The sequence below is a fragment of the Acinetobacter sp. V2 genome (genome assembly GCF_001188385.1).
Classification (GTDB): Bacteria; Pseudomonadota; Gammaproteobacteria; order Pseudomonadales; family Moraxellaceae; genus Acinetobacter; species Acinetobacter oleivorans.
Genome location: NZ_JZFB01000001.1, coordinates 198,968 through 202,114, shown reverse-complemented (window position 1 = coordinate 202,114; position 3,147 = coordinate 198,968). Strand labels below are relative to the sequence as shown.

Here is a 3,147-nt window from a genome sequence, read left to right as displayed (position 1 = left end):
GGCAGCCGATACTGTGGTCATGGCATTTACAAAAACATAGACTGACACATCACATAGCGCTGGAAAACACATGGGCAAATACACTTTCCAAAAGGTTTTCCACTTCGATGTTCCTAAAGTTTCTGCTGCCTGATCGAGTTGTAGCGGAATCTGTTTAATGGCATTGGTTAAAGTGAGGTGTGGCACGGTGTAATAATGCACAATGGTTGAAATCACCAAAATGGTCATGGTTCCATACAGCACATTTAATGGATTACTTTGCTGGTTAAAAAACAAAATATAAGCAATACCCAAGACCAACCCCGGCACAGCGAGTGGCAATAAAACCAAAGCTTGTACATAGTTTTTAATCAGTGGATGTGCTTTAAAACGTTCGGTTAATAGCGCCACCATAAAAATGAGTGCCGTTCCAAAAACTGTACTAAAGAGTGCCATGCGAACCGAGTTGAAGTACGCAGCCCAACCGCCGCCATCGACATATTCAAAACTGTAATGTGCTAAGGTCAAAGACAAATCGTATGGCCAAGACTGAATAAATGAAGCCAACACCGCAGTAAAGATAATCAGTAAAATCGAGCCCGAAACTAAGCCACAAAATAGGCTCAAAACCATTTCAAGTTTTTTATTCGGTGCAGAGACATAAGGTTTAGCCTGAAAAGCTTGAAAACGTGCATGACGCTTACTTTGTATGCAATCGAAAATGAACACAAAAACTGCGGGTAGCAATAATAAGATGGAAATGACCGCACCCATGCTCATGTTTTGCTGACCAATAATCTGTTTATAGACATCAAGCGCCATCATGTTAAATGAACCGCCAATAACTTTGGGAATCCCAAAATCGGTCAGTACATAAATAAAAGCCACTAAACTTGCGCTGATGAGTCCATAACGAATTGCAGGTAGCGTGACATGGTAATGCGTCTTCCAGATATTTTTACCCAGTGACAAAGACGCCTCAATTAAACGCTGATCGACATTTCGAAAAGACACCATCATCAACATCAAAATTGCTGGAAATAGCCAAAAGCAGTAGCTGATTAAAATACCGATTGGACCATAAATTTGTATATCGCCCAGCAAAGGTTTAAACACACCTTGCTTACCAAATAAATAAACCAATGCCAAAGAAGGCAAAAGTGATGGCGCTAAAATCGGTAAAAAAGCCACCAATTTAAAGAAGCCTTTGCCTTTTATATTTACATTGGTGAGTGCAAAAGCATAAATAATGGCAAGAAATACTGTAATGACAGTAGCAGCACAAGCAACCCACACCGAGTTAAATACAGAGCTGACTAAAGCTGGACTTGCAAAATAATTATAGAAGTTTTCAAGGCCAACAAACTGCTGATTTTCATCAAAAAATGCAGTTTCAAACAGCATCATTAAAGGAGCAATAATCGCTAAAGTCAAAGCAATTGCCACCATAAACAAAGCGATGTTCGATCTTAATGAATATTCAGTTTTTCGACGCGGCTGTGTTTTTAAAACCGCTGAAGCAGCTTCATTTAACATAGTGCGTACCCTTGTTCATCAAAGACATGAATAAGCTGATTAGGTACTTTTATAAACATGAGTTCTTGCAAAGATTTGAACTTTATATTTTCAATCTCAATTTGCAAAAGGTGTTTTGCCTGCTCAATTCCATCGATATGAATAACGCAGAACAAACGACGTTTTGCACCTAAAAATTCAGTGCTTAATATTTTAACTGGCAAATACAACGACTCTTTATCACTACCAAAATCATCAACTAATTCGACAGCTTCCGGTCTAAAACCAATGTTGTAGTTTTGCCCAGCTTTAAGTTTTTGCTGCTCCAAATTTAAAGGAATAAAACCTAAAACCTCGAGCTGATTGACTACTGAACAAGTGGCTGTCAAAAAGTTCATGGTGCCAATAAACTTTGCAACGAACTGGGTTTGAGGCCTGTAGTAAATATTGTGCGGCGTATCAATTTGCTCAATAACACCATGATTCATGACTACAACACGGTCAGAAATGCTTAAAGCTTCTTCTTGATCGTGCGTGACCATAATGGTTGGCAAGTTAAGCTTTGATTGGATTGAGCGAATCTTTTGTCTTAAGTTAAGACGTACCTGAGCATCGAGTGCAGACAAGGGTTCATCGAGCAGTAAAATATCAGGATTCGGTGCAATTGCCCGAGCAAGCGCAACACGTTGCTGCTGCCCACCCGACAATTGGTTTGGATATTTTTTAGCAATATCGGGTAATTCAATCAGTTCTAATAACTGTTGAATCCGTTGGCTACGCTGTGCCTTATCCCACTTCTTTTTGTCTAAGCCAAAAGCAATATTTTCTTCGACATTTAAGTTTGGAAATAACGCATAGTTCTGAAACACAATGCCACAGTGACGCTTTTCAGCACTCAACAAGGTAATGTCTGTGCCCTTTTTTATGACTTTTCCATAATCAGGTTTTTCTAGACCCGCAATAATGCGTAGCAATGTGGTTTTACCGCACCCTGAAGGCCCCAAAAAGCTCACGAACTCACCTGCTTTAAGGTCTAAATTAATATGACTTAAGACCTGAAAATGTTGGAACTTTTTTTGAATATCCACCACTTCTAAAACCGAAGGGCCATGTTCAGGATATTTATAGGTCGTTAAGGTCGACAATAAATGCCCTGCTAACTCGCCCTTTTGGTTTTGACCCAGCAGCGATGATTGCAATGAAGAAGGAATTTGCATAATGAGGCCCTTATCCAAAAGATCACTTTTCAAAACGCTTTGACCATTCAGCCAAAATACGTTCACGCTGCTCAGCTGACCAATAAAAATCATTTTTTACCAGCATTTGAGGAAGATTTTTCGGGAAGCTCATCGTCGTATTTTCAATGCCTTTATAGGCCACCATTGAAAAGTTGTGTGCATAGGCTTCATTTGCCGCTTTGCTTACCGACCAGTTTATAAATTTCTGTGCACTAATTAATTTTTTGGTTCCTTTCACAATTGCTGAGGCTTCCATTTCCCAGCCTAAACCTTCAGTTGGATAAACCACTTCTAAAGGTGCACCCTCTGCTTTTAATTTAAATGCTGGATAACCGAAAGAAACACCAATTGGAATTTCGCCTTGTGCCGCCATCTTGCAAGGTTTTGAACCAGAGTGAGGATATTGCGAAATGTT

Annotated in this window: 3 protein-coding genes; all 3 read right to left on the bottom strand. The window is 39.6% G+C overall.

All coding sequences use genetic code 11. The annotated features are described in order from the left end of the window. A partial coding sequence (locus UC75_RS00925) for an ABC transporter permease subunit (RefSeq protein ID WP_228136996.1) occupies positions 1-1,515 on the bottom strand: 1,515 nt, incomplete at its 3' end. Beyond that, a complete protein-coding gene (locus UC75_RS00920; protein ID WP_049837325.1) occupies positions 1,509-2,711 on the bottom strand; it encodes an ABC transporter ATP-binding protein in 1,203 nt (400 codons plus the stop codon). The genes UC75_RS00920 and UC75_RS00925, both read right to left, overlap by 7 nt. 22 nt (positions 2,712-2,733) lie before the next feature. Further along, positions 2,734-3,147 (bottom strand): extracellular solute-binding protein (locus UC75_RS19540; protein ID WP_228136995.1); only part of this gene is annotated, 414 nt, incomplete at its 5' end.

Bases quoted from the DNA above. Each gene is read 5' to 3' on its own strand.
- UC75_RS00920 (WP_049837325.1), bottom strand. From the start codon at position 2,711: ATGCAAATTCCTTCTTCATTGCAATCATCGCTGCTGGGTCAAAACCAA.